The organism is Filobacillus milosensis (assembly GCF_004402015.1).
Classification (GTDB): domain Bacteria; phylum Bacillota; class Bacilli; order Bacillales; family Alkalibacillaceae; genus Filobacillus; species Filobacillus milosensis.
Genome location: NZ_SOPW01000007.1, coordinates 50,419 through 75,605, shown reverse-complemented (window position 1 = coordinate 75,605; position 25,187 = coordinate 50,419). Strand labels below are relative to the sequence as shown.

26 protein-coding genes are annotated in these 25,187 nt (G+C 37.1%); 20 read left to right on the top strand and 6 right to left on the bottom strand.

Features of this window, described 5'->3' with window-relative positions:
- The first annotated feature begins 105 nt into the window (after positions 1-105).
- From asnB to E3U55_RS07935, 12 genes are all read left to right on the top strand, one after another.
- Positions 106-1,953 carry an asparagine synthase (glutamine-hydrolyzing) gene (gene asnB / locus E3U55_RS07990; RefSeq protein ID WP_134339910.1) on the top strand — a complete coding sequence of 616 codons (1,848 nt, stop codon included), beginning with the start codon at positions 106-108 and terminating at the stop codon, positions 1,951-1,953.
- Between the two features lie 99 nt (positions 1,954-2,052).
- Positions 2,053-2,613 carry a YdcF family protein gene (locus E3U55_RS07985; protein WP_134339909.1) on the top strand — a complete coding sequence of 187 codons (561 nt, stop codon included), beginning with the start codon at positions 2,053-2,055 and terminating at the stop codon, positions 2,611-2,613.
- Between the two features lie 423 nt (positions 2,614-3,036).
- A complete protein-coding gene (locus E3U55_RS07980) occupies positions 3,037-3,336 on the top strand; it encodes a hypothetical protein (protein WP_134339908.1) in 300 nt (99 codons plus the stop codon).
- Between the two features lie 343 nt (positions 3,337-3,679).
- Positions 3,680-4,381 carry an ABC transporter permease gene (locus tag E3U55_RS07975; protein ID WP_407644106.1) on the top strand — a complete coding sequence of 234 codons (702 nt, stop codon included), beginning with the start codon at positions 3,680-3,682 and terminating at the stop codon, positions 4,379-4,381.
- Between the two features lie 81 nt (positions 4,382-4,462).
- The gene (locus E3U55_RS07970; RefSeq protein ID WP_407644105.1) at positions 4,463-5,185 is read left to right on the top strand and encodes an ABC transporter ATP-binding protein; all 723 of its coding nucleotides are present in this window, start codon (positions 4,463-4,465) and stop codon (positions 5,183-5,185) included.
- Positions 5,186-5,191: 6 nt separating this feature from the next.
- Positions 5,192-6,259 carry an ABC transporter substrate-binding protein gene (locus tag E3U55_RS07965; RefSeq protein WP_134339906.1) on the top strand — a complete coding sequence of 356 codons (1,068 nt, stop codon included), beginning with the start codon at positions 5,192-5,194 and terminating at the stop codon, positions 6,257-6,259.
- A gap of 175 nt (positions 6,260-6,434) precedes the next feature.
- Complete coding sequence (locus E3U55_RS07960) at positions 6,435-7,193, top strand: ABC transporter substrate-binding protein (RefSeq protein ID WP_134339905.1); 759 nt, start codon at positions 6,435-6,437, stop codon at positions 7,191-7,193.
- A 27-nt stretch (positions 7,194-7,220) separates the two neighbouring features.
- Entirely contained in the window at positions 7,221-7,880 is a 660-nt protein-coding gene (locus tag E3U55_RS07955; protein WP_134339904.1) for an amino acid ABC transporter permease, read from the top strand.
- The gene (locus E3U55_RS07950; protein ID WP_134339903.1) at positions 7,873-8,595 is read left to right on the top strand and encodes an amino acid ABC transporter ATP-binding protein; all 723 of its coding nucleotides are present in this window, start codon (positions 7,873-7,875) and stop codon (positions 8,593-8,595) included. Before E3U55_RS07955 ends, E3U55_RS07950 begins: the two co-directional genes overlap by 8 nt.
- Before the next feature lie 94 nt (positions 8,596-8,689).
- Positions 8,690-10,249, top strand: a complete 1,560-nt coding sequence (locus E3U55_RS07945) for a BCCT family transporter (RefSeq protein ID WP_134339902.1) — start codon at positions 8,690-8,692, stop codon at positions 10,247-10,249.
- Between the two features lie 102 nt (positions 10,250-10,351).
- A complete protein-coding gene (locus E3U55_RS07940; RefSeq protein ID WP_134339901.1) occupies positions 10,352-11,470 on the top strand; it encodes a glycerate kinase in 1,119 nt (372 codons plus the stop codon).
- 64 nt (positions 11,471-11,534) lie between these two features.
- Positions 11,535-12,302: a DUF3298 and DUF4163 domain-containing protein gene (locus tag E3U55_RS07935; RefSeq protein WP_134339900.1), complete on the top strand. Its 768-nt coding sequence runs from the start codon at positions 11,535-11,537 to the stop codon at positions 12,300-12,302.
- Positions 12,303-12,449: 147 nt separating this feature from the next.
- On the opposite strand, the gene E3U55_RS07930 is transcribed toward E3U55_RS07935, so the two are convergent.
- From E3U55_RS07930 to E3U55_RS07905, 6 genes are all read right to left on the bottom strand, one after another.
- Positions 12,450-14,288 carry an ABC transporter ATP-binding protein gene (locus E3U55_RS07930; RefSeq protein ID WP_134339899.1) on the bottom strand — a complete coding sequence of 613 codons (1,839 nt, stop codon included), beginning with the start codon at positions 14,286-14,288 and terminating at the stop codon, positions 12,450-12,452.
- Positions 14,278-16,008: an ABC transporter ATP-binding protein gene (locus E3U55_RS07925; RefSeq protein ID WP_134339898.1), complete on the bottom strand. Its 1,731-nt coding sequence runs from the start codon at positions 16,006-16,008 to the stop codon at positions 14,278-14,280. Before E3U55_RS07925 ends, E3U55_RS07930 begins: the two co-directional genes overlap by 11 nt.
- A 143-nt stretch (positions 16,009-16,151) precedes the next feature.
- Positions 16,152-16,340 carry a hypothetical protein gene (locus E3U55_RS07920; protein ID WP_134339897.1) on the bottom strand — a complete coding sequence of 63 codons (189 nt, stop codon included), beginning with the start codon at positions 16,338-16,340 and terminating at the stop codon, positions 16,152-16,154.
- Between the two features lie 123 nt (positions 16,341-16,463).
- Positions 16,464-17,987, bottom strand: a complete 1,524-nt coding sequence (locus E3U55_RS07915; RefSeq protein ID WP_134339896.1) for a GerMN domain-containing protein — start codon at positions 17,985-17,987, stop codon at positions 16,464-16,466.
- On the bottom strand, positions 17,980-18,552 hold the full coding sequence (locus tag E3U55_RS07910) for a sigma-70 family RNA polymerase sigma factor (protein ID WP_134339895.1): 573 nt from the start codon (positions 18,550-18,552) through the stop codon (positions 17,980-17,982). The genes E3U55_RS07915 and E3U55_RS07910 overlap by 8 nt, the downstream gene beginning before the upstream one ends.
- A 75-nt stretch (positions 18,553-18,627) precedes the next feature.
- On the bottom strand, positions 18,628-19,230 hold the full coding sequence (locus tag E3U55_RS07905) for an HD domain-containing protein (protein WP_134339894.1): 603 nt from the start codon (positions 19,228-19,230) through the stop codon (positions 18,628-18,630).
- Positions 19,231-19,318: 88 nt separating this feature from the next.
- Between E3U55_RS07905 and E3U55_RS07900 the strand changes: the two genes are divergently transcribed.
- From E3U55_RS07900 to E3U55_RS07865, 8 genes are all read left to right on the top strand, one after another.
- Positions 19,319-20,467, top strand: coding sequence for a M20 family metallopeptidase (locus E3U55_RS07900; RefSeq protein WP_228547506.1), 1,149 nt, complete (start codon positions 19,319-19,321; stop codon positions 20,465-20,467).
- Between the two features lie 91 nt (positions 20,468-20,558).
- Positions 20,559-20,861: a hypothetical protein gene (locus E3U55_RS07895; protein ID WP_134339893.1), complete on the top strand. Its 303-nt coding sequence runs from the start codon at positions 20,559-20,561 to the stop codon at positions 20,859-20,861.
- A 65-nt stretch (positions 20,862-20,926) separates the two neighbouring features.
- Positions 20,927-21,790 carry a 5'-3' exonuclease gene (locus tag E3U55_RS07890; protein WP_134339892.1) on the top strand — a complete coding sequence of 288 codons (864 nt, stop codon included), beginning with the start codon at positions 20,927-20,929 and terminating at the stop codon, positions 21,788-21,790.
- A gap of 12 nt (positions 21,791-21,802) precedes the next feature.
- Positions 21,803-22,240 carry a pyrimidine dimer DNA glycosylase/endonuclease V gene (locus E3U55_RS07885; protein WP_134339891.1) on the top strand — a complete coding sequence of 146 codons (438 nt, stop codon included), beginning with the start codon at positions 21,803-21,805 and terminating at the stop codon, positions 22,238-22,240.
- Positions 22,241-22,712: 472 nt separating this feature from the next.
- Entirely contained in the window at positions 22,713-23,255 is a 543-nt protein-coding gene (locus tag E3U55_RS07880; protein ID WP_228547505.1) for a sigma-70 family RNA polymerase sigma factor, read from the top strand.
- Positions 23,252-23,995 (top strand): hypothetical protein, encoded by a 744-nt coding sequence (locus E3U55_RS07875; protein ID WP_134339890.1) that lies wholly within the window; start codon positions 23,252-23,254, stop codon positions 23,993-23,995. The genes E3U55_RS07880 and E3U55_RS07875 overlap by 4 nt, the downstream gene beginning before the upstream one ends.
- Positions 23,996-24,070: 75 nt before the next feature.
- A complete protein-coding gene (locus E3U55_RS07870) occupies positions 24,071-24,616 on the top strand; it encodes a GNAT family N-acetyltransferase (protein ID WP_323740405.1) in 546 nt (181 codons plus the stop codon).
- A gap of 5 nt (positions 24,617-24,621) precedes the next feature.
- Positions 24,622-25,143 (top strand): GNAT family N-acetyltransferase, encoded by a 522-nt coding sequence (locus tag E3U55_RS07865; protein ID WP_134339888.1) that lies wholly within the window; start codon positions 24,622-24,624, stop codon positions 25,141-25,143.
- Positions 25,144-25,187: the final 44 nt, after the last annotated feature.

Below are 25,187 nucleotides of genomic sequence, written 5' to 3'. Positions count from 1 at the left end.
CTATTTATAAGTGAAACATTTTGCGCCTATTTCATATAATGCTCCATAAGTGTTTTTTCAACACTTTAACTAATCTTAAGCAGTTCTCTCAAAGGAGATGGCATTATGTGCGGTATTACTGGGTGGATTGAGTGGGAAGGAATCAGTCGCGAGAAAGATGAACACATACTTAAAACGATGACAAGTCAATTGATTAAAAGAGGGACAGATGATGAAGGTTATTTCATCAATCATCATGTAGCGTTTGGTCACCAACGGCTAGCGGTCATCGATGTAGAAAACGGAAGACAACCAATGATGGTAAACCATGTTGGTTATACTTATACGATTGTTTATAATGGAGAGCTTTACAACACGAATGATTTAAAAAAGGAATTAATGAAACGTGGATACCGTTTTCGGACGACATGTGATACAGAAGTTCTTTTAAATGCCTATGTACATTGGGGACCAGACTGCCTGGATTATCTTAATGGAATTTTCGCATTTGCGATATGGGATGATAAAAATGAACGGACGTTTATTGCCAGAGATCGATTAGGCGTTAAGCCTTTATTTTATGCTGAGCTTGGGAAAAAGCTCATTTTTGGTTCAGAAATAAAATCTATACTAAAGCACCCTTCTGTTACCCCTGAAGTTGACCGGGATGGTTTAGCAGAAGTTTTTGGGCTGGGGCCTTCTAGAACGCCAGGGCACGGGATATTTGATCAAGTTCAAGAGCTTCGTGCTGGGCACGCGATGTTAATGACGCGTCAAGGATTAAAGAAATGGCGTTATTGGAATGTCAAAAGTGAAGAACATCAAGATAGTTTTGAAGATACAGTTGAAAAGGTAAGACATCTATTTGTCGATGCAGTTGAACGTCAGCTCGTGTCAGATGTTCCAATATCCACTTTCTTATCAGGTGGCGTTGATTCCAGTGCGATTACCGCTATAGCATCTAATTATTTTGATAGAAAAGGTAAAGGCAAATTACCCACGTTTTCAATTGACTATAAAGGAAACGAACAATACTTTGAAAAAAGTGAATTCCAACCCTCAAATGACAGTGATTTTATTAAGGTTATGACTGACCAATTTAAAACGAAGCATTCAGACTGTGTTATTAATGAAGAAGATTTATTTAACCTATTGAAGGAGTCTGTCACCTTGCGTGATCAACCAGGGATGGCGGATGTGGATTCATCTCTATTATGGTTCTGTCGAAAAATTAAACAGGAAACGACAGTGAGTCTTTCAGGGGAATGCGCAGATGAAATTTTCGGTGGTTACCCTTGGTTTCATAATCCAGGATCAAATGGAGAAGATGGTTTTCCATGGATTCGTTCATTAGATCATCGAGAAGATTTACTTTTACCTGACTGGAAGAAGAAGTTGGGCCTGAAAAATTACGTTTACGATCGCTATCAAGAAACGATTAACGAAACACCTCGATTAGATGGAGAAAGTGAGATAGAAGGAAAGCGTCGTGAAATGTTTTACCTTAATATGCATTGGTTTATGACTCAGTTATTAGATCGTAAGGACCGGATGAGTATGGGAGCGACCCTTGAAGTACGTGTGCCTTTTGCCGATCATCATTTAGTAGAATACGTGTGGAATGTGCCATGGGAGATGAAGAATGCTGGAGGTTTAGAAAAAGGTTTACTTCGAAAAGCACTTGAAGGGATCTTACCGCATGATATTTTATATCGTAAGAAAAATCCTTATCCAAAAACATTCCAACCACAATATACAGAACTAGTTATGAATTGGATGAAAGATATATTAAAAGATTCAGATGCGAGACTCTTTGAGTTTTTATCAAAAAATCAGATTCAACATTTAGTAGAAACTGAAGGGGAAGCGTTTAAAACACCTTGGTATGGACAGTTAATGCAAGGACCACAACTGATTGCACACCTTTGTCAGATCGACTATTGGTTACGTGAATATGATGTGAAAGTTAAGTAGGGTTGGGCGAATCCCACCCTGCTTTTTATATTAACTACTGATTATAATTAATACATGTTAAAATTAAAATAACTTAATAAACAGAATAGAAGGTATTATATGAAGAAATATTTTTTAATGATAATAGCTTTATTGATGTTATTTTTTATTACTCATACAACAATTATAGTAATTGATGGTTTAAATGATGAAGTAGAAAACGTCGATGTGGCTGTAGTATTAGGGAATAGAGTGAATTTGAATGGTGAACCGTCAGATCGATTGGCAGCCAGACTTGATAAAGCAATTAGTTTATATAATGAAGATTATTTTGATCAAATCATTGTTAGTGGTGGAATTGGAAAAGAAGGATTTGATGAAGCGAAAGTGATGAAAGATTATCTGGTTGAACACAATGTTAAGAAAAAGCACGTGATCGTAGATAGTGATGGCTATAATACACAAATGACTGCTGAAAACACCAAAGCTATAATGGAAGAAGAGAGTTATGGATCGGTTATGGTGATTACACAATTCTATCACATCTCAAGAACGAAGCTGGCATTTAGTAAAGTTGGAATAGAAAGGGTTTATGGAGCACATGCTGATTTTTTTGAACTAAGAGATTTTTATTCAACCATACGCGAATTCCCGGCCTATTATAAATATTTAATTCAATGACGCGAGTTAATAGCTTGCGTTTTTTATTTGTTCCGGAGCTTTTTTTAGTGATTCCGGGCATTATTTCGGGATATAGTGGATCGATTACTGTCGAAACGTCTTAAAAAGAGTATTTTTTCGGAGTTTAATTGTCTTTTTCCGGAGCTTTAAACACGTTTTCTGGACTTTAAACTATTATTCTATAAAAAATTCTACGTTTCTTGTAATACTCTTGTAATATTTAGTCGAATTTTGTAGAACTATCAACCTAATTCATAAATTTGCCAATGAAATTCATGGTACTTTAGATTGAATAAAACATTTATTTATTTACAAATCAATTACATGCGTTTTGGAGTGTTTATACCCGGGTATCTGATTAGTGCAACGCAAAAAAAGTTGCAATTACATTAATCCACAATATATAAAAGGAGTGTATGTAACATGAAGAAGTTTATGATTAGCACATTATTAGTAGGTACAGGTTTCTTAGCAGCTTGCGGTGGAGGCGGAGACACGGAAGAGCCCGCTACAGAAGAGGACAGCACTGAAATGGAAGACGGTACAGGATCTGAAGGTGCAACTGAAGAAGATAGCTCAGAAGGTACATCTGAAGATAGCTCAACAGATTCAACTGAGGGTAGTGGAGATGACGAAATGGAAGATAGTGAAAACGAAGATGGAACTGAAGGTAGCACAACTGAAGATGGATCAGAAGAAGGTTCTGAAGACTCAGATATGTAATTTAGTTTAACAATAGAATTAGCCATTGCTTATCAGTAAGTTTAAAACTCCCCCTATAAATGATAGATTCTTTTAAACGCCTAAGGTTAAAGCCTTGGGCGTTTTTTTTATGTAAATAAGTTTATTTATCGCAAACTCTCTCCCAAAACCTCCATTTTTATAGAAATTCCCCCAATTTTTTAGGACAGACACGGATATTCGCCCAGTGCATAAAATGAAGCGTAGAGGTGATAGAGCTGTGGAAGAGTTAAAAAAAGCTGTTGAGGTTGAAAAAGAAGACCTAAGACGTAGACAACGAAGCAAAAAGTTCAAACAAATTTTAACAATATCTTCGCCGTTATTTATGTTAGTGATTTGGGAATTTCTTTCACAGACAGCAATCATTGACCCGAGATTTTTTCCTCCACCAACAACAATTTTACAAACGTTATTTTCTATGAGTGCGTCTGGTGAATTATTCGAGCATGTGAGAATCAGCTTAATTCGTATATTGTTTGGGTTTTTATTAGGGGTTATTCCAGCGATAACGTTGGGGTTAATCATGGGAATGTACTCATCTGTACGTCATTTTTTCTCACCATTAATTATGGCATTAATGCCGATTCCAACATTAGCTATGCTTCCGATTATTCTTATCATTTTCGGAATTGGTGAGTTTTCAAAAATGGTGACGATTGCTGCGAGTGTATTCTTTCCAGTTGTGATTAACACCGTTGCTGGTGTGATGAATATCGATAAGGTCTATTCAGATGTCGCGAAAAACTACGGAGCTAACCCTAAAGACTTTTTTATGAAAATTGCTTTGCCTGGTGCGATGCCGGTAATGATGGAAGGTATCCAAATGGGGCAGGCGATTGCGCTACTCACAATTGTAGCGGCTGAGATGATTGGAGCTAACTCGGGCATTGGTTATGTCATATGGATGAATTATAAGGCATTTCTAATAGCAGAAATGTTTGTAGGTCTTATTTTAATTTCGTTTTTTGGCTACTTGTTCTCGTTATTATTACGAGGCCTGCAAAGTAAGTTGATTCCGTGGAAATAGGAGGGAATGACGTTGCCTAATCAAGAAAAAATTCGTGTGAATCAGTTAACTAAAGTGTTCCTTAAACATAAAGAGCGCGTCATGGCCCTGGAGGATATAAACCTATCGATAAAAGATGGAGAGTTTATTTGTATCTTAGGACCAAGCGGATGTGGGAAAACAACTCTACTCAGAATTTTAGCCGGTTTGGAAAAATCAAGCTCAGGTGAACATCAAATAAACAATAGCGGAACAGATCGTCCGTTACAATCAATGGTCTTTCAAGAACAAGGCGTTATTCCATGGATGACTGTAGAGGAAAATGTGTCTCTAGGTTTAAGGATGCGTCATGCACCGAAAAAACTGATTAATGAACGCACGAAGACATACTTAAGAAAGGTTGGGCTTACGCCTTATGCGAAGCTTTACCCTAAAGAGCTATCAGGTGGTATGAAGCAGCGCGTAAGTATCGCTCGTGCTTTTGCAAATGATCCAGAAATATTATTAATGGATGAACCATTTGCAGCATTGGATGAACAAAATAAATTCATTTTACAAGAGGAATTACTTTCAATTTGGGAGGAAACGAAAAAAACGGTCATATTCATTACGCACAGTATTGATGAAGCCATTTTACTCAGTGACCGTATATTTTTAATGAGTTCACAACCTGGAACAATAAAAGAAGAAGTGAAAATTGACCTGCCTCGGCCTCGTCAGATGACACAGGTAAGGTCAGATCCTAATACAGCTGAGATTTTCCTAAAAATTTGGAAACACCTGCAAACTGAAGTGCAGGAATCCAGAACAAAAAATGAGAGGTAGATGTATATGTTTAAAAAGTGGTTTGCGCTTCCGCTTTTGGCATTGGTTTTGGTGTTAGGTGCGTGTAGTGATCACGAAGTTAAAGAAGGTTCAGGAAATGAAACAGAAGAAGGACTTGAGCCTTTAGAAGAGAGAGCGACTGTAGTAATTGCTGAAGATGGAGCGGCATCCGGGGCTGGCTTCTATATTGCAAATGAAATGGGTTACTTCGAAGATTATAATATAGAAGTTAAATTTGCGACGTTTAGTAATAGTGACGAGATGTTACCGGCACTAGCAGCAGGTGAAGTGGATGTCGCAGGTGGTATTTCGACAGCTTCATTTTTTAACTCGATCGCTCAAGGTATCGATGTACGTATGATTGCTGATAAAGGGCATAACAATGAAGGAAGCTCATATTTCACATTTGTAATTCGTGAAGACCTTCAAGAAGAAATCACAAGTTATGAAGACTTTAAAGGAAGAAAAATTGCCGTATCTAGTCAGAACGCAGTGGATGATTACATTTTTGGGGAAATGTTGAAATACGCTGGCCTAACACGGGATGATGTTGAAACTGTTTTAATGTCTGATTTCGGCAACATGTTAGCGGCTATGGGGAATGAGTCAATAGATGCTGCTTTACAAATTGAACCGCTAATTACGCAAGGAGAGTCTCAAGGTTTACATGTTCGATTTGGGGATGCAACCGATTATGCTCCTGAAGCACAAATTGCCATGGTATTAGGTTCGCCTAAATTTCTAGGAGAAGAACGAGAAGTTGCTAAACGTTTTATGGCAGCCTACTTGAAAGGTGTGCGTGATTATAATGATGCCTTTATCAAAGAAAATGGAGACCTTGATCGAGTCATCGAAATCATGACGGACTATACAGCGTTAAAAGATCCAGAGATTTGGAAAAAAGTTGGTGTGACAGGGTTAAATCCGAACGGTCAAATGTTTGTAGACGATATTAAAAACCAATATGAAGTATATAAGGCAAATGGTGCTATAAAAGGTGAGTTAGATTTTGATCAAGCTGTTGATACGTCATTAGTAGAAGAAGTTTTAGAGATTATAGGGGAATATGAATAAGATATACAAACAAAAACAGCGAGCTGAATTTCAGCTTGCTGTTTTTTTGTGTTTTAGGTAACCCCTTCCAATAATCTGAATAGTTTTATTTTTAATAAAAAACTATGATTGTGCATATCTATGTGTTAATATGCATTTATTCGTATAAATATACAACTTTGGGAGGGGAATATACATGTTTAAAAAAGTAGGTTTTGCGGGATTATCTATGATTCTATTAATGGTTTTAGCAGCATGTGGAACAAGTGAAGGAGCTTCTGAGGAACAGGAGACTTTAGTCATGGGAACGTCAGCCGACTTTCCACCATTTGAATCATTTACACCAGAGGGAGAGTTTGAAGGGTTTGATATTGACTTAGCTCATAAAATTGCTGATGAGCTGGGTTATGAACTGGAGATAAAAGATATGAAGTTCGACGGTCTAATTGGAGCACTTCAATCTGATCGTGTTGATTTTGTGATGGCAGGTATGTCAGCAACTGATCAACGTAAACAAAACGTGGACTTTTCAACGGAGTATCATCATTCGGGTGAGATGTTTATAACTAATAAAAATTCAGAGATTCATAGTCTTGAAGATTTAGAAGGTAAAACGGTAGGAGTTCAATTAGGTACGATTCAACAAGAGGGTGCTGAGAAGCTTCAGGAAGAGTATAACTTTGAATTAAAAACAATAAACCAGGCATCTACTTTAATTCAGGAACTTAAAACAGGTCGTATTGATGTTGGTTACATGGATAAAAGTGTAGCAGAAGGCTATATCGAAGAACAGGGCTTAACAGGATTTGATGATCCTACCACAGTAGCACCAGGTATGGCAGTAGCCTTTCCAAAAGACAGTGAATTACAAGCGGATGTTAGTGAAGTTATTGAACAATTCTTAGAAGATGGAACGATTGCAGAATTAGAAGAGAAATGGGAACTCGACGAATAATAAATATAGAATTGAGGTGATTAAGGCATGAATTTGGATTTTACCCAAATCGTGCCTTATATTCCTTTTATGCTTGAAGGAATATGGGTAACATTAGGATTTGTCATTATATCAATTATTTTAGGTTTTTTTATAGGTGCTTTAATAGCTTTAATTAAAATTAGTAATAAAAAGTTTTTAAAATGGATTGCTGATTTTTATACATCGGTATTTCGTGGAACGCCTTTGATTTTACAATTAATGATTGTATTTTACGGGATTCCTCAATTGCTGGATTATGATGTATCCCCCTTTTTAGCAGCTGTTTTAACATTTGGTTTAAATTCCTCTGCGTATGTCTCTGAAATTATACGTGCAGGTATTCAGGCAGTTGATAAAGGACAACTAGAAGCGGCTCAGGCTTTAGGGATTCCGTATAGCCAAACGATGGTAAAAATTATTTTGCCACAGGCAATGAAAAATATTTTGCCGGCTTTGATGAATGAATTTATTACGTTAACTAAGGAATCAGCGATTGTCTCTGTCATTAACTACCTGGATTTAATGCGTCGTGCGCAAGTGGTCGGTGCTGATTTATATCGTAATTTTGAACCATTATTATTTGTGGGAACCATTTATTATATTATGGTCATGATTTTAACTTTACTTGGCAAACTGGTAGAACGGAGGTTGAGACAGAGTGATTAAAGTGGAGAATTTGCATAAAAGTTTTGGCAACTTAGAAGTGTTAAAAGAAATAAACACTTCTATTGACCCGGGAGAAGTCGTTGCCGTTATAGGACCGTCTGGCTCAGGTAAATCGACCTTCTTGAGGTGCATAAATTTATTAGAGTCTCCAAGTGATGGTCATATCTGGATTGATGGTGAGGACATTACTGATCCAAAGACAAATATTTTAAATATAAGACAAAAAATTGGTATGGTGTTTCAGCATTTTCATCTATTTCCACATATGAAAGTCATCGACAATCTCACGTATGCTCCTATGACTGTGAGAGGACTATCCAAGACGGAAGCTGAGGAAAAAGCTCAGGAACTTTTGACGAAAGTTGGTTTAAGTGACAAAGCTCAGGCTTATCCTAATAGCTTATCTGGCGGCCAAAAACAGCGTGTGGCGATTGCACGTGCCTTAGCTATGGAACCTGAGGTTATGTTATTTGATGAACCAACATCAGCCTTAGATCCGGAAATGGTTAAAGAAGTATTAGATGTTATTAAGTCGTTAGAAAATTCAGGAATGACAATGGTTGTCGTGACTCATGAAATGGGTTTCGCAAGAGAGGTAGCTGACCGAATTATTTTTATGGATTACGGCAAAATAGTAGAGGAAGCAAAACCAGAAGAGTTTTTCTCCTCTGCAAAGACCGAGCGTGCACGAGACTTTTTAGAGAAAGTGTTATAAAAACTCTTCTGTTCATATGTCCGGCTGTTTGACTTTGAAAATTTTTGGGAATTAGTAAGTTAAACAACATTACGGATGAATATAGGAGGATCATATGAACAGTAAAAATTTTAACAACCCAGTTTTTTATGTATCAGCCATTGTCATTTCAATATTAGTAGTACTTGGAGCTATTATGCCAAAGCAATTTGGAGCTGTAGCAGAAAAGCTCTTTTTATTTACAACTTCGAATTTTGGCTGGTTTTACTTATTAGCTGTGTTTATTTTGGTCTTATTTTTAGCGATCTTAGCATTTAGTAAATATGGGAAGATTAGACTAGGTGGAGAAGATGAACGTCCTGATTATCCGTTTTTTACATGGATCGGAATGCTGTTTTCAGCAGGTTTCGGCGCTGGTCTAGTGTTCTGGGGTGTGGCAGAGCCGATGTCTCACTTCTTTGAAACACCATTTGAAGGTACAGAAGCTCAAACTGAAGAAGCAGCTCGAGTCGCCATGGGCTATTCCTTCTTCCACTGGGGAATCAGCCAATGGTCTGTTTTTGCGATTGTTGGTTTAGTCGTTGCATTTATGCAGTTCCGTCGCAGGGATGCTGGTTTGATTTCAAAAGCGATGGAACCTGTCACAGGTAAGAAACCTATTGTTACAAATACCATTGATATACTTGCAGTTATTGCAACTGTAATGGGTGTAGCGACCTCCTTAGGTCTGGGTGTTCTGCAAATGAATGGTGGCTTAACTACAATCTCTAATATTCCATCATCCATTTGGGTTCAAATAGTGATAATTGCCATCATGTTTATTGCTTATATGGCATCAACATTCACTGGTCTCGATAAAGGGATCAAATATCTAAGTAATGTGAATCTTGGTTTATGTTTATTACTATTGGTTGTTGTACTTATAGCTGGTCCAACAGTGTTTATATTAAAAGCATTAACACTTGGAATTGGTGATTATATTACGAACTTTATTCAGTACAGTTTCAGACTGCAGCCGTATAAAGGTGGCACGTGGGTTCGAGACTGGACGGTATTCTATTGGGCTTGGGTAATCGCTTGGTCACCGTTTGTTGGGGCATTTGTAGCACGAGTATCTAAAGGTCGTACGATTCGTGAATTTATATTAGGTGTAATGGTTGTACCACCACTAATTGCTTGTGTATGGATTGCGGCATTTGGTGGTACAGCGCTCAATGCGGATTTGAATATGAATGCAGGAATAGCTGAAGCTGTAAATAATGATATTACAGTAGCCCTATTCCAAGTCTATAATCATATTCCAATGACCACCATTTTATCAGCATTGTCGTTGTTGCTTATTTTTACGTTTTTAGTAACTTCAGCAGACTCTGCGTCATATATTTTAGGTAGTATGACGGCTAGAGGGACCACAAACCCACCTATGGTTCATAAATTTATATGGGGAATCCTGATTTCTGCCATCGCTGGTGTTTTACTTCTTGCTGGTGGGTTGGACGCTTTACAAACTGCATCGCTCGTTTCAGCTTTACCGTTTACGGTCATCATGCTCATTATGCTATTGGCCATCGTACGGCTACTGAAAAGGGAAACGATTCCTATATCTAAACGGGAAATCAAACGTCATCAACGTATTGAAAAAGCGAGAGCAAAAATGAATCGCGAAGAAGAATAAATTTGAAACGAACGTGCTATGTGCGCGTTCGTTTTTCTCTTTTTGGACAAAAAGAAAGATAAGTTTTATATTATAAAAAACATGACAAAGGTGGGTTTTAGTGTGAGAATTACTGTTTGCCCGGATTCCTTTAAAGGGAGTATCTCTGCTCAACGTGCAAGCGAAGTCATTCAACGTGCTTGTCGCGATGTTATATCTGATGCCATTATTGAACAAAAGCCGATGGCAGATGGTGGTGAAGGAACTGTTGAAGCACTTGTTTTCGCTACAAATGGTAAGAAAGTTCAACATCAAGTTACTGGACCTTTAGGTGAACAAGTTGAGTCTTATTACGGCCTACACGGAAATGAACAAGTAGCCTTCCTTGAAGTAGCCAACACAGCAGGATTGACACAGGTTCCTAAAGCTCATAGAAATCCACTACATACGACCTCATATGGGCTTGGCGAGATGTTGATTGAGGTAATGGATAAAGGTTATCGCAAAGTGGTTATCGGTTTAGGCGGTAGTGCTACTAATGATGGAGGATTAGGTTTTTTACAGGCTTTAGGTGGGAAGTTTTATGATGATGAGGACAATGAAATTGGGATTCATGGTCGTGATTTAGCACATGTAAAACGAGTTGACCTTTCAGGGATAGATGGTAGAATTCAAAATTTAGATTTACGTGTGGCTTCTGATGTGAATAATCCTTTGTGTGGAAAGCAGGGTGCAAGTCATGTGTTTGGACCTCAAAAAGGGGCAAATAATGAACAAGTAGAACAGCTTGATCAATGGTTGAGCAACTTTGGAGAATTAGTTAATCATCGTTTAATAAAACACTCAGGTGCGGGTGCTGCAGGAGGATTAGGCTTTGCATTAATAGTTATTGGCGGCCAACTCATTTCAGGAGCTGAGCTCGTGGCCGAAACGAATGATCTAAATGAGGCAATAATAAAAAGTGACTTAGTCATCACAGGTGAGGGACAAAGCGATGAACAAACTTTATCCGGTAAAGCCCCATATCAGGCTGCGAAAATAGCTAATGAATGTAAAGTGCCAATTGTATTAGTATCAGGGTCAATTGATGATCAAAATCAACAGCTGCTAAATTCGTTTTCAGCGACCTTTTCAATTATCAATCGACCTGTAACACTAAGTGAAGCAATCGAGAATGCTGAAGAACTCCTTTATCAACAAATAAAAAATATCATGCATTTTTATCAAGAGATTAAACATTAATGCATATTTCTCCTCAACTTGGTTTAACTAAAAATATACAACTTAAGAAGAAAGAGGAGTCGATATGAATCATAATGCGAAACAAACCGTTAAGTATTTCGTTGTCGCTTTTATCATCAGTTTAATTGTGGGCTATGTTTTTTCAAGCGTCTTTTCAAATGCAGAAGAAATTTACGTGGACAAAGAGAATGATTTTGATATTGTTGATACAGAATTTGAGGGCATACGATTATTAACTTTGAATCAAAAAGAGGAGCTCTATACAATCAAATTTGAGCTACCGGTTTTCGAATCAGGTGGATTAAACAATTTCTTTAAAGGTTATATGCAGCGGACTCAGAAGCAGTTCTTATCTGATATTCGTAATAATGTCAGTAAGGAACGTCCGGGAAGCTTATATGTCTCCCTTGATATTTACCCCAGTGGCGAACAGTTATATTCGTTAGTTTTTAAAGAAGAGTTTTACACAGGTGGAGCTAATGTGAATCAAATTAGCCATGTTTGGATGGTTGATCTTGAGTCGAACCATATCATAAGACAAGCAGATCTATTTAAAAACATTAAGGAAGCTCGTAAAGTCATCATGCCAAAGGTTCAGGAAGCGCTTTTAGCTCAACCTGAATTAGGTGTATTTGAAGACGAGTTAGAAGAATGGGTTAACAACCAAAATTATCTGTTTGGAAACATGTTTATAAGAGATGGAAATTTAAGCTTTATTTTTGATAAATATGAAATAACTCCAGGTGCAGCTGGCATGCCTGAAGTTAACATTCCAATGGATGACGAGATTAAAGCATTGTTTAAAGATGAGTGGAAGAAGCGATTGAAATAAGGGAAGTGGCGAGGTTTTGGTCTCGCCACTTTTTTATGGGGAAATTTTTTAATATATGGGGACTTTTTAAGTTTTATGGGGAAAAAATTTGTTTTATGGGGAATTTTAAAAATATATGGGGAAATTCTCATTTTTATGGGGAATTAGTTATTTTGCCAAATTATCTAGCTGACTTTGATATAGATCAGCATAGTGTCCACCTTGCTTAATCAATGATTGATGCGTTCCTTTTTCAATAATTTGACCGTGCTCCATCATAATGATTTGATCCGCCATTTGAATTGTGTTTAAGCGGTGCGCGATGACGAAGCTAGTGCGGCCTTTCATCAGTCTCTGCAAGGCTTCCTGTATTTTGATCTCTGTCACTGTATCTATACTGCTGGTCGCTTCATCTAGCACTAATATTGTTGGATCAGCTAATAGTGCACGTGCTATGGTAATTAGCTGCATTTGTCCCTGACTGATTCCGCTACCATCTGGGTCGAGCACCGTATCATATTGCTCAGAAAACTTCATGATAAATGAGTGAGCATTAGCGTTTTTAGCCGCCTTAACAATTTCATCATCAGTCGCATCCAACCGACCGTAACGAATATTTTCACGAATCGTTCCTTCGAATAAAAAGGCATCCTGCAATACAAACGCCATATGTTTTCTTAAACTTGATCGTTTAATGTCTTTAATTTCAGTTCCATCAAGCAAAATCTGTCCGCTATCATAATTGTAAAAACGAGAGATTAAATTAATAATCGTTGTTTTACCTGCACCTGTATGCCCTACGAATGCAACTGTTTCACCGGCTTTAGCATTAAATGAAATCCCTTTAAGAACCTCCTCATCCTCATCATAAGAAAATCTAACATCACGGAATTCGATATGACCATTGGGCTCTTCGATTTCAATGGCATCCCCTTCATCAAGCTCTTCACTATCTTCATCGATAATGTCAAAAACACGTTCCGCACCAGCAACTGCAGAAAGCAACTGGTTGAACTGGTTGGATAGTTCGTTTAGTGGTCGAGTGAATTGTCGCGCAAGCTCTGTAAAGATGATAATTGTACCTACTGTTGCCATCTCGTTAAGAACAAGTACACCACCAACAAGTGCGATAATCGCAAAGCTAAAGGAGTTTAACATGTTCATGAGCTTTGGAATAAAACCTGATATCGCAGCAGCCCAAAAACTCGAACGCATGACACTGTCATTTTTCTCTTCAAACGTTTGAGTAACCCGATCTTCTTGTGAGAAAGTCTTAACTATCTTCTGTCCAGAAATGGTCTCTTCAATATATCCGTTCATATCACCCAGACGTTTTTGCTGGATTTTAAATAGTGGACCTGTTCGTTTCGTTATCCATTTCATCCCAAACACCATGATAGGAATAATCGATAATGTGACCACGGCCAATATCGGGCTTAGGTAAAACAATACTCCGATAACCCCAACAAGAGTTAAAACACTTGAAAAGATTTGTATGACTGATGAGTTCAGGGTGTTACTGACATTATCAACATCATTCGTCACACGGCTCATAATTTCACCGAACTGCCTTTTATCAAAGAAGGCGATAGGAAGTAAATGAAGTTGATTAAATAATTGTGAGCGTAAATCATACACCGTATTCTGCGCGATTCCAATCATAATAAATTGTTGTAAAAACATTGATAATGAATAGAAAACGTAAATGAAGAAAAGGCCGAGCATGACTTCATCCAGTCCACTCACCTGACGTTTCACAATAAAATCATCGACGGCTCTTCCGATCATTAGAGGGCCTAAAATAGCTAAAGCCGAACTAATAATCACCATCACAAATACAAATAGAAGGCGCAAACTCTCATTCATCAACATGCCCCAAATTCGTTTTAACGTCCCTTTCCAATCACGAACTTTAGGCTTGGCTCTAGGATCATCGACCCGATCAGCTTCACTTAAATCTATTTTGTCATACATAAAAGGTTCTTTAAGAAAGTTTTTAGAGCTCATGAGCACCCTCCTTTCCGAATTGGGATTCGACGATTTTTCTATATAAATCAGAGGTTTTCATTAACTCATCATGACGTCCAACATCTAATAATTCCCCGTCATCCATGAGGAAAATACGATCTGCACTCATGGCTGTTGTGACCTTTTGCGTAACAATCAGAGTCGTACACTGATAATCATGGATCGCGTCTAACAAGCGTGATTCAGTTTTTAAATCCAAGGCACTCGTGCTATCATCCAACATAAGAATCTTTGGATGGCGAATCAATGCACGTGCTATTGAGACACGCTGCTTCTGACCACCTGATAAGTTAACACCTTTTTGACCAATCTTAGTATCATAACCATTAGGTAAATCTGCGATTGTATCATGTATTTGCGCATCTTTAGCAGCTTGAATGATTTCTGCTTCAGTGGCATCATTTTTACCCCAACGAATATTTTCACGGATAGACCCTGTAAAAAGAAGCGGTGCTTGAGGTACGAAACCAATCGCTCGGCGTAAATGATCCATTTTAAACTGCCTAACATCATGACCATCTAGATAAACGGTACCTTCAGACACATCATATAACCTCGGAATCAATTGAAATAAAGACGTTTTTCCTGAACCAGTTGCCCCGATAATCGCTATTTTTTCTTTGGGCTTAACGGTAAAGGATAACTCAGATAATACATCTTCTTTTAAACTCGGGTAGCGGAATGAGACATTAGAAAATTCCACAGCACCGTCTGTTACTCGATATTGGTCATTCGCATCGTCAGCTTCAAGGAGGTCAATTTCTGCATCTAACACATTTGAAATTCGCTCAGCCGATGCCTTCATACGCGCAATCGCCATTGTTAGGAAACCAAACATTGAAATGGCCATAGAAACACGTAACGCATAGTTAATAATCGCAGCGACATCACCAACTTGAGCATTGCCTCTGCCAACTTCAATATTTCCATACCATAGAATGAACAATAAGCTCATGTTCATAACAAAAAGTAACACAGGCATTGAGGTTTCTATAAGACGTAATGAGGTTTTGGTGTATTTCATTAATTCCGTGTTTGCACCCATGAAGCGGTTTGTTTCATGTTTTTTACGTAAAAAGGCTTTGATTAAACGGATTCCAGATAAGTTTTCTTGCATAACACGGTTCACATTATCTAAGCGCTCTTGAACTTTTCCAAATAATTTACCAGCTTTCTTAACGATTAACAGTAAAAATCCAATTAAAAGAGGCACGGTAACTAAGAAAATTAAAGCGATTCGCCAATTGACGATAAACGCCATTATGACACCACCAAGAACGAGTAAAGGTGCACGAAGCATAATTCTTAGACCCATGAAAATACCATTTTGGATCATACGAATATCGTTAGTGAATCGAGTAATCAACGAAGATGTTGGGTATTCATTTAGATTTTTAAATGAAAAGGCTTGAACTTTTTCAAACAGCTTTTGCCTTATATCATAACCAAATCGAAACGTAACGTGTGCTGAATAAAATGAGTTTATGATTCCGGCGGCAAAAGAAAGTAAGGCTAGACCCACCATAATAGAGCCCCAATAAATAATGGTATCTAAATCACCTGTTACAATCCCTTGGTCAATCATTTTCCCTAGGAAAAATGGAAGCATTAGCTCAACAGCAAGCTCTGTTAGCATTAATGCCCACGCGAAAATCATATGTAAATAATAGGGTTTTAAATATTTAAACACGTGCTTCATGATGAATCCTCCGTCTATAAATTCATTCCAATAGTCCTTATTTTATCGAAAAATCTTAAAAATAAATAGTACGGTGCTCGAAACTTTATTAAAAATTTTGACAAAATAAAAAATGCCTCACTTAAACATTTAAATGGGACACTTTAACTAAAGTATTCAAAAATCCAAATAGCGATTGGCAAGAAAATCATAATGATTAACCCATGAATAAGAGCCATTAATAAATCTCTCTTCCAAGGTTTTTTAGGATATGTCCTTCTTAGAAAAAATAAAGAAAAAGTAGACCACATGAGTAATCCTATGAAAAATCCGGCTAAGGTATAATCATACATATATATTACAGCTCCTTGCGATGTAAATTCCCTACTGTGAAGAAATTCTTTTCCTTCTAAATGAATAATAGAGCCGTGACTATTGTTAATCACGGCTTTAATCTGTTGGATATTTTAATTTTCCTACATAGGTGAAACTTCTACAGAATCAACATACCACTTATAATTATTGTATTTAATGATATATTTAAGAGATTTAAATCCATGTTCTGTCTGTACGTCTGATTGCACCTCAAATGTTTGGTCATTTATTTTTATTGCATCAAATAGTTCTCTATCTATCGCAGTTGGAAGTTGCTCATAACTGAAGTTAACATAAAAATTTCCTTGATCTTCATGTATATATGTGTCTATGTGCTCTTGCGCTAACTCTTCAGACATATAACGAGTGAAAAAGGATTCTAGGTCTTTCTGCGATTCAAATTCAAGCTTACCGTCATCATTATATTGGAGTAAATATTTGAACGTTCCAATATAGCCTTTGTTAGTTCTAAGCATATCTTCATGTAGATCAAAAGGTTCTTCATTTTCATTTCTTTTAATGGAGGTATTTAAAGAAATTTCAAAGGGAGTGTCTTTAAGACTACCATTAAATTGAATATAAACTTCCTTCGCTTCGTCAAACTGAAAGACAAGGCGTTTGATTTCATTGATAAATTTTCGAGTTTCATTAGATGTTGATGAAGCTTTTAGTTCTCTAAAATCGATTGTTACTGTACCGTTTTCATCTATTGCTGCCCCATTTAAAATATAACTATAATCAATATTTTCAATTACGCCAAAACGGTTTTCATAATCCTGACGAGATAAGTGATGAAGTTCCGTCCACTTGCTATTAAGATTCCAAATAATCATTTGTTCAAGTTCTTTAAATTGTTGACCATATGCCTCATAATTAAACGTATATTCACTTTGAAAGCTTTCTTCTGGTTTATGAGGCTTTGCTATATAACCTGTATTATCACTCACTTCAACTCTCTCTCTTTTATCCATATTAGAGTTATATAACTCGACGTACCATCTATGCCGGTCTTGGCTATAATCAATATTTGAAACATATAGGTCATCATAATTTGAAGTGCCATATGATTTTAATATGGTTTCTTTTAATGCAGTTCTAACAGCAAAATTTTCATTGAAGTTGGAACCATTTTGACTCTTGTCATTTATTATTTCTAACTTTTCAATACTTGCTGTAGGTGGTTCACTACTCAACGTATATTCTAACCAACCTTTCACCTGATCTCCAAGCATTACATTACCAGGGATTATATTTCTAAATATCATTGATTCACGTGTATCAATGTTTGTTACTGTAGCTTGACTACCTTGTACATGAACGACATATCCTTCAAATGTAGTTTCGTCTTGTAATGGATTTGGTTTCATTTCATTCTCAGGTTTTGTTTCAATTTCTGGGTCAGAAGCTGGTTCTCTAGAATCAAATACATTCATCATGACGAGGAACCCTATCATAATAATCGCAACAAATGTTAATCCTACTCTAAAAGAGGAATGAAGATTTTTGTGAGTTGAATTATGTTTGTTTGAGATTTTATGATAAATTGCATTACGGTCTTGGGAGGTAAAATGCTTATCATATTTCTGTTTATAATTGTATTTTAGTTCATGTAGTTTCTTATCCAATTAAATCACCTCCATTTGTTTCTAGTTTCGTTTTTAGGCGATCACGAGCCCGGCGGAGTCTTGCTTTAACTGTATTGGTGTTCATATCTAAGGCATTGGTTATTTCTTCTATTGAAAGATCTTCAAAATAATATAAAATTATCATTTCGCGATATTTAAAAGGTAACTCTTCAACACAATTTAGTAGTTGGTCAGAATTTTCTTGTTTAATAGATTGAACTTCAGGTGTAGGTACGTAGTCTTCGGCCCATAACTGGGTAAGTTTTTCTTTAATGAAACGCTGTTTAATTTTAAAAGAACGTAAATGATCTTTACATTTATTAATCGCGATTCGATAGATCCAGCTTTTTAAACTGGAATCGCCCTTGAATTGGTCTATCTTTTGATAGACAGTAACAAACACTTCTTGAGTCAAATCATCTGTATCCGTATGGTTTTTGACATACGAAAAAACTAAACGTTTAATTTCATCTCCGTACTGATTCATGCAATCTTCAAGTATAGCTAATCGATCTTGTTCGCTTAGTGCTTTACTGGTTTGTAATGCATCAAAAGAACTCGACATCTCGTGCCTCCTTTCTTCTACTTATTTGACGAACGTGATTCAAATTAGGGTGCAAATTAAGTAAAAAATCTGGTCTTAATTTTGACCAGATCTCGATGCTTGCTTAATTTTTGTGTCTGCTTCGTGTTCAATGACGTTTTTTAATTCTTCTAAAACAGGGCTAAACGATGTGTGACGTCCGAGCAAATAACTCATGTCATATTCGATTGGCAACCAAGTGTCGATATCAGCTTCGTTATGTTGTACCTGTGCCTCTAGCTTGTCTAACGCATTAGCCACTTTTGCCTCGTATGTTTCTTTATCCTCAAATTCGTACCACAATTCGAGCCACTCTTGTCCTTGAGTTCCGCCTACTAATTCTTTGATATGTAAGATTGCTTGTTGTTCGTTTTGTGCTTTTAATTGTTTCGCTTCATGGTCATCTAAGGTATCGAAGGCAGGGATGTCCCCGGCTTCAGCTTCTACTAAATCATGGATAATAATCATTTTTAGTAGTTTAAGAGTATCAATGTCTTTTTCTAAATGTGGTGCGATTAACATGGCCATTAGTGAAACGCGCCATGTATGTTCAGCGACACTTTCATGCCTTCCATTCGATAGCCAGCTATGACGTAATTCAATTTTGAGTTTTTCTGAGAGGTGGAGCACTTCCATCATTTGCTTAAATTTTTCATCCATTTTTCTTCACTTCCTATATAACCGATTATTAAAAAAAGTGTATAATAATAATGAGAAATTGTATAGAGCGTCGGAGGAGAATATTATTTTGAAGGAATTGGTTGATTTATTACAACAGAGAGAGTACAAGATGGTAGATTTATTGGAGCAACTAGTGAAGATGGAATCTCCATCGACGAGACCGGATTTGACTGAAAAAATTGGACAATTTTTAAGTGAAAGATTTATTGAGATGACCGGGGGAAAAGTAGAGTTTTTGGAGAGCGATCAGTACTCACCACATATTCGTGCGGAATGGGGAAGTGGTGAAGGTCAAGTACTGATTGTCACTCATATGGATACGGTTTGGCCTGAAGGCACGTTAGATGAAATGCCGTTTGAAATTAAAGAGGGCAAAGCATATGGTCCTGGTACATTTGATATGAAGGCAGGAATCGTGCAGGCTTTATTCGCCATTCAAGCGTTAGACGAGCTTGAAGTCAAATTGGATAAAAAAGTTGTCCTGATGATGACGAGCGATGAAGAATTGGGAAGTCCTACATCCAAAGAGTATATAATCGAAGAAGCTAAAAAGAGTGATAGTGTGTTTGTTTTGGAGCCGTCTCAAGGTGAAGAAGGTGCGCTTAAAACAGCCCGTAAAGGTGTCGGGACATTTGAGGTGCGTATTCACGGTGTTCCATCTCATGCTGGGATTGATCCCGAGAAAGGGGCAAGCGCAATTGAGGAGTTGGCCGAGCAAATCACTTACCTCTCGAGCCTCACGGATTTAGAAAAAGGTACTACGGTTAACGTCGGTTTAATTGATGGTGGTTCTCAGAAAAATGTCATTGCTGAAGATGCCCACGCTGTTATAGATGTACGAGTTCAAACTCAGGAAGAGATGGACAGAGTCGTACCACTCATTCAAAACCTGAAGCCACATGATTCTGATATTGAAATCAGTGTAACGGGTGGAATTTACCGTCCGCCCTTAGAGCGTACGGACGACATCGAGAGACTTTTTGAAAAGGCTAAAGAGCTTGCTCATGAGTATTTGGATATCGAATTGATTGAAGAATTTACAGGTGGCGGAAGCGATGCGAACTTTACGGCTTCAATTGCACCGACCTTGGATGGCTTGGGAGCCGTTGGTGCTGGTGCTCATGCGCTTCATGAACATGCGGTTGTTGAACAAATCCCTAAGCGAAGTGCGCTTTTAGCTTTGTTATTATGTGAATATGGAAAAGCTGATCTGTAATGGATCAGCTTTTTTACTGGGCGAAGAAAAGCCCAATAGACCCTCTGTACTGTAACTTATCACACGCATTTGCTATAATGTTAACAGCATATTGAAGGGGGTTCACATTATTTTACACCAACACCCTTATTACAGTGTAAGACGAGAGATTGATCATTTTAATTTTGAACAGAAAAAAATTGAACAAGAGCATTGGGTAACTCTTTATGAAGACCGTTTAGTGACGGAAGAAAAAGAGTACGCCATTGAGCAAGTGTTTGATTTATCATATAAAATGTTATCGGCAAGATACGGTTTTTTCTATTTGCATACGACAAAAGGCGTGACGACATTACACATTAAAAAATCACCTGAAGAGTTCATTCAAAAATTTAGAACAGTGGAGAAAAAATAGGCACACAGTTGGTTTTAGGTGTGTCTCATTTATTTTATACTTGAATAAGTATTGGGGGAAAAACGATGGAAAAGAATAAGATTTTATTAGTTGATGGAATGGCGTTATTATTCCGTGCATTTTATGCGACAGCAATGAGCGGATATTTTATGGTGAATAGTAAAGGTGTACCTACGAACGGTGTTCACGGTTTTGTTCGTCATTTAATAACAGCTACAAATACATTCCAGCCAACACATGTTGTTGCTTGCTGGGATATGGGAAGTCATACATTTAGAAATGATCTATATCCTGAATATAAAGCGAACCGTGGTGCGCCACCAGAAGAGCTTATTCCACAGTTCGATATTGTTAAAGAAGTAACTGAAGCAATGAATATCCCGAATATAGGCGAAGTTGGCTATGAAGCGGATGATTGTATTGGAACGCTAGCAAATTTATATAAAGAAGATTCAGAAGTATACATTTTAACGGGTGACCAAGATATCTTGCAGCTCCTTGATGAGAATGTCAATGTTGTTTTAATGAAAAAAGGTTACGGCAATTATGATATTTATCATGCCGAACGTTTTACTGAAGAAAAAGGCATCACGCCACAACAGATGATAGAGCTTAAAGCAATGATGGGTGATTCTAGTGACAACTATCCTGGAGTTCGAGGGATAGGTGAGAAAACGGCTTTAAAGCTTCTAAAAGAACATGGTTCATTGGACAAAATCTTGGAAAACTTAGATTCATTAACAAAAGCTCAACGCACTAAATTTGAGAATGATTTAGAAATGGTGCATCTGTCTAGAAAACTTGCAGAAATTCATTGTGAAGCTGGCGTTAGTTGTGACTTAATTGAAGCAGAATTTAGAATTAATCGTGATCGAGCGATGGAAAAATTCCAGGAGCTCGAGTTTAAACGTTTAGATCAAATGATATAAAGGAAGATAGCTATGCGATTATGGTCAATACACCCTAGGTATTTAGATGCTAAAGGTTTAGTTGCTTGTTGGCGAGAATCTCTTTTAGCACAGAAAGTATTGCTGGGAGAAACTAAAGGATATAAAAAACATCCGCAGTTAGTCAGGTTTCGTGAGCAAGAAGACCCGATTCAAGCTGTTGGGATTTATTTAGAATACGTTTATATAGAGGCAAAGGCCAGAGGCTATAATTTTGACCATGGTAAAATAGTAAAAGTCGAACCGGGGAATCAGATCCCTGTTACGACAGGGCAGTTGGAATACGAATGGGCTCATCTAAGAGCCAAACTCCGCCAACGAGACCCTAATCGGTTAAAACAGATGAAAATTCAAGTGGCCAAAGACATTATCCCACATCCGATGTTCCACGTGATTGAAGGCCCTGTGGAGGAGTGGGAAGTCGTTAATTAAGACAATGCTCATCATGTTAATGGTGGGCATTTTTTCTATTTAAGGTGGTGAGAGTTCTCATAGAGGGATCGAATTTTCTCATAGACCTAAGAAAAGTTCTCATACAGCTGCTGAAATTTCTTTTAGACCTAGTGAAAGTTCTCATAGAAAGAGTGAAACTTCTCATAGATTAAAGGAATTTTCTTTTTTAAGAGGTTTTAATGTTTATTGGGTTATTAAAGGTCCGGAAAACGTGAATAAAGCTCCGAAAAAAAGTTGATTTTAAGTGTTTTCGACAAGATTCGAACCTGTAATAGCTCTAAAAACCTCCGGAAAGAGAGAGAAAATGTCCTGAAATAACTAATTTTTTTAATGCGCCATATAATTGAATTTACGGTAAGTTCCTTGACTTATATATGAAATTACACAGTAAGGGAACCTATTTGTTCACAGTAGCGTCTAACAAGTAAATCAAATAAAAGGTTGGGTAGCGATGGAGAAACCAGAAGAGTTGTATGTGGTTAAAGATCGAATACAGCTTTTAGAAGAGTTGATGGATGAATACGGGGAGTCCTTGACTCGAGTAGCTATTACTTACGTGAAGGATCGGTTTATTGCGGAAGATATCATTCAAGAATCTTTTCTAAAGGCTTATAAAAAATTAAATGACTTCGAGGGAAAGTCTTCATACCATACTTACTTATACAGAATCGTAATCAACGGTTGTCATGACTACTTAAGAAGCTGGAATCATCGTAAGGTACAACTTACTGACAAGATTCCTCTTATTAATAGTGGCAATGATACATCCGAACAATTTTTAATAGACAAAAGTAGAAACTCTGAGCTTGGACAACAGGTGTTGAAACTGTCTATTAAATTACGAGAGGTTATTATTCTTTATTACTATCAGGATTTTAGTATTGAGGAAATTGCGGAAGTCCTTCAAGTCTCAAAAAATACTGTGAAAACAAGAATGTTTAGGGCTCGAAAGAAGTTGGAAAGTCAACTACAGGAAAGTGGGTGGGAATGGTGAAGAAAAGGTTAAAACAAGAAATAGACGGCATGATTGGAGAGGGCAAGCTATTTGATGAAAACCAGAAGAACAGGATTTTTAGGAAAATTCAAGTACAAAATACTGTTTCAACAAAACCAAAACGGTTCAGCTTGGTTGCAATGGGTATAACCATGGCAGTTGCGAGCATATTTGTGGTCTTATTACTCTCTCAAATTTCACTAGACCCTAATAACGGAAGTTCATCCACGCCTGAAAAACCAATGATCAATGATGAAACAAAAGAAGTGGATAATACAGAAGAACCGGATACATCAGATGAATCGAGTAAAGTAGAAACTTATGATTCTGTAGCCTTACCTGATCATCTATATAAAATCTACACTCAATATTCTCAGACACATGATGATGGATTATTAGTAGGTTTGAAACCATTTGATATATTTAGACTTTATCATCATGCAAGGATACAATCTGATAATCGGACGGTGTTTGAATTGTATTATAAAGGAGAAGAACATCAGTTTTTCCCTTATGAATCTTTTGAAGAATATGAAGCGGATATAGCTAAAGGCATTAGTGAAAATGAAGAAAATTATAATCAAAAGATAATGACTGTGACTCATTTTGAAGTAAAAGTATTGTCAGATGAAGAGGTTATAGTTAATTATGTAGATCCAATTAAGGAATATCCATTAAGTTTCCGTCTAGTTAAAAATAGTAAGGGTATATGGAAAGTTCCATTCATGCCAATTCAATAAAATACATCTCTGGACTGAAACAAGTTGTCCCACCTTTTGCTATAATAGATCTAAAACTACCAGAGGATGAATTATATGAAGCAACCTATCAAATTTCTAGAAGGTGAAAAAGTATATTTAAGACCGATTGAAGAAGATGATTTTGAAGCTATTTATTCTGGGTTATGGGACCCTGATGTGAGACGTCTGACCGGTACCAAGCAAATATTTACAAGATCAATGGTTAAGAACTTCCTGGAAAAAAGTGCATTGGATAGTAGTCGAGTTGGATTGATTATTTGTGCTCAACAAACGGATGAAATGATTGGCGAGTTATCATTAAACGAAATCAACCATCAGGATCGGAATGCCTCGTTCAGGATTGCATTATCAACTGAAGCACACACAGGAAAAGGCCATGGTTCAGAAGCAATACAATTAATGTTGGCTTATGGCTTTCGTCAACTTAATCTTCACAGAATTGAGTTAGAAGTCTTTGCTTTTAATGAACGTGCTAAGCATGTCTATGAAAGACTAGGGTTTCAGCAAGAAGGAGTAAGACGTGATGCTTTATTTTACGATGGGGAATATCACGATGCAATTGTGATGGGGATTTTAGAAAATGAATTTTTTAAGGTGTAACTACTATGAAAGTTAGATTAACTAAACCTAGACTCGAACTTGAACAGCAATTCTATGAATATATGGAAGAATGGGCTCATTACAAAGAAAAAGTCGTACCTACTATTCTGCGAAATGCCGGTAATAGCTATCCTGATTTTGTACAAAATGTCCAAAAAGCTTCTGAAGGCCAAGTGCTAGAAGGCTGGGTAGCTAATTCAACTTATTTTCTAATCGATGAAAATAATAATATATTAGGATCATGTAACCTGAGACATGACCTCAATCAAAAGTTATTAGAAATTGGTGGACATTGTGGTTATGGAGTCCGACCGACCGAACGTGGAAAAGGATATGCAACTGAAATCTTGAAACAATCGTTGGACATCTTAAGAGGCATAGGGATAAAACGAGCGCTAATCACATGTAACGATGATAACATCGCATCTAGAAAAGTCATTTTAAATAACGACGGTGTTCAGGACGAATCCTTTACTGAAGAAGATGATACTATTGTTAATCGATTTTGGATTAATCTAGGAGTTTAACTAAAGTTAAGCTCCTTTTTTGTGCTTAAATTACCTCGAAAAAT

Bases quoted from the DNA above. Each gene is read 5' to 3' on its own strand.
- E3U55_RS07980 (WP_134339908.1), top strand. From the start codon at position 3,037: ATGAAGAAGTTTATGATTAGCACATTATTAGTAGGTACAGGTTTCTTA.
- E3U55_RS07925 (WP_134339898.1), bottom strand. From the start codon at position 16,008: ATGAAGCACGTGTTTAAATATTTAAAACCCTATTATTTACATATGATT.
- E3U55_RS07955 (WP_134339904.1), top strand. From the start codon at position 7,221: ATGAATTTGGATTTTACCCAAATCGTGCCTTATATTCCTTTTATGCTT.
- E3U55_RS07865 (WP_134339888.1), top strand. From the start codon at position 24,622: ATGAAAGTTAGATTAACTAAACCTAGACTCGAACTTGAACAGCAATTC.
- E3U55_RS07985 (WP_134339909.1), top strand. From the start codon at position 2,053: ATGAAGAAATATTTTTTAATGATAATAGCTTTATTGATGTTATTTTTT.
- E3U55_RS07910 (WP_134339895.1), bottom strand. From the start codon at position 18,552: ATGTCGAGTTCTTTTGATGCATTACAAACCAGTAAAGCACTAAGCGAA.
- asnB (WP_134339910.1), top strand. From the start codon at position 106: ATGTGCGGTATTACTGGGTGGATTGAGTGGGAAGGAATCAGTCGCGAG.
- E3U55_RS07905 (WP_134339894.1), bottom strand. From the start codon at position 19,230: ATGGATGAAAAATTTAAGCAAATGATGGAAGTGCTCCACCTCTCAGAA.
- E3U55_RS07935 (WP_134339900.1), top strand. From the start codon at position 11,535: ATGAATCATAATGCGAAACAAACCGTTAAGTATTTCGTTGTCGCTTTT.
- E3U55_RS07880 (WP_228547505.1), top strand. From the start codon at position 22,713: ATGGAGAAACCAGAAGAGTTGTATGTGGTTAAAGATCGAATACAGCTT.
- E3U55_RS07870 (WP_323740405.1), top strand. From the start codon at position 24,071: ATGAAGCAACCTATCAAATTTCTAGAAGGTGAAAAAGTATATTTAAGA.
- E3U55_RS07920 (WP_134339897.1), bottom strand. From the start codon at position 16,340: ATGTATGATTATACCTTAGCCGGATTTTTCATAGGATTACTCATGTGG.
- E3U55_RS07960 (WP_134339905.1), top strand. From the start codon at position 6,435: ATGTTTAAAAAAGTAGGTTTTGCGGGATTATCTATGATTCTATTAATG.
- E3U55_RS07945 (WP_134339902.1), top strand. From the start codon at position 8,690: ATGAACAGTAAAAATTTTAACAACCCAGTTTTTTATGTATCAGCCATT.
- E3U55_RS07970 (WP_407644105.1), top strand. From the start codon at position 4,463: ATGGCCCTGGAGGATATAAACCTATCGATAAAAGATGGAGAGTTTATT.
- E3U55_RS07930 (WP_134339899.1), bottom strand. From the start codon at position 14,288: ATGAGCTCTAAAAACTTTCTTAAAGAACCTTTTATGTATGACAAAATA.
- E3U55_RS07975 (WP_407644106.1), top strand. From the start codon at position 3,680: ATGTTAGTGATTTGGGAATTTCTTTCACAGACAGCAATCATTGACCCG.
- E3U55_RS07885 (WP_134339891.1), top strand. From the start codon at position 21,803: ATGCGATTATGGTCAATACACCCTAGGTATTTAGATGCTAAAGGTTTA.
- E3U55_RS07965 (WP_134339906.1), top strand. From the start codon at position 5,192: ATGTTTAAAAAGTGGTTTGCGCTTCCGCTTTTGGCATTGGTTTTGGTG.
- E3U55_RS07890 (WP_134339892.1), top strand. From the start codon at position 20,927: ATGGAAAAGAATAAGATTTTATTAGTTGATGGAATGGCGTTATTATTC.